The sequence below is a fragment of the Streptomyces sp. ID05-39B genome, assembly GCF_033794725.1.
In the GTDB taxonomy this organism is placed as follows: Bacteria; Actinomycetota; Actinomycetes; order Streptomycetales; family Streptomycetaceae; genus Streptomyces; species Streptomyces bobili.
In genome coordinates, this window is sequence record NZ_JARGEF010000509.1 from 1 (window position 1) to 1,251 (window position 1,251).

Below are 1,251 nucleotides of genomic sequence, written 5' to 3' on the forward strand. Positions count from 1 at the left end.
AAGCAACGACCACTCGCGATTCGTCAGATCCCCCCGACCCATGACCGAACCAACGAGCGACCAGTCAGAAGGTCACATGATCCGCCGGACAGTGCCTAGGGCCTCCCGTTCGGACCATGCCGGGCTCGCGGGGTCTGGCACCGCACCTCGCCGCGTTGTCGTCAGTTGCGGGGGCTGCACCCTGACTCCCTCCTCCGCCTTGCGGTGCTCCCCCACTGCCCGAAAGGTGTGGGAGGTAGCCCCAGCACCAGACCTCGCTCCCGGATCCCGCCTGATCCAGACGAAGGAACCTGGTCCCGGTCGGGCGGCCGAAGTGGACTCCCCGCTGGTCACGGGGAGTTGTGGCCCGTGCGAATGGCATAGGCGGGGTGACTGGGCCTTATACCACCTCGTGTGGTGCTGTGCGAACAATTTCTGTTATTCGGCGCAAAGAGCTGAAAGCAGACGGTCGTCCGCGTTACTGTCAGTTTCGTGTTCGCTGCAGAACGTCGCCAATTGATCCTCGAAATGGTGCGAGCCAACGGAGCCGTGTCGCTCCGTGAACTCGCCCGCGTCGTCCAGACCTCCGAAGTGACCGTACGGCGGGACGTGCGCGCACTGGAGGCAGAAGGACTCCTCGACCGCCGGCACGGCGGTGCGGTACTGCCGGGCGGTTTCACCCGCGAATCCGGCTTTCCGCAGAAATCCCATCTCGCGACCGCCGAGAAGACCGCCATCGCCGACCTCGCCGCCAACTTCGTCGAAGAGGGCGAGGCCATCGTCGTCGGCGCCGGAACCACCACCCAGGAGCTGGCCCGTCGGCTCGCCCGGATCCCGGGACTCACCGTCGTCACCAACTCCCTGCTGGTGGCCCAGGCGTTGGCCCACGCCAACCGCGTGGAGGTCGTCATGACCGGCGGCACCCTGCGCGGCTCCAACTACGCCCTCGTGGGCAGCGGAGCCGAACAGTCCCTCCAGGGGCTGCGGGTCTCGCGGGCCTTCCTGTCCGGGAGCGGGCTCACCGCGGAGCGCGGTCTGTCCACGTCCAACATGCTGTCGGCGTCGGTCGACCGGGCCCTCGTCCAGGCCGCCGCCGAGGTCGTCGTCCTCGCCGACCACACCAAGCTCGGCACCGACACCATGTTCCAGACCGTGCCGACGGACGTCATCACCCGGCTGATCACCGACGAGCCGCCGGCGCACGACGACCGGGCCGGCACCGAGCTGCAGGCTCTCGCCGACCAGGGGGTGCAGATCGCCGTGGCGGGGGCG

The 1,251-nt window shown here is 68.3% G+C and carries 1 protein-coding gene; it reads left to right on the forward strand.

Features of this window, described 5'->3' with window-relative positions:
• Window positions 1–471: 471 nt before the first annotated feature.
• Window positions 472–1,251 (forward strand): DeoR/GlpR family DNA-binding transcription regulator (locus tag P1P75_RS41560; protein WP_319265247.1); only part of this gene is annotated, 780 nt, incomplete at its 3' end.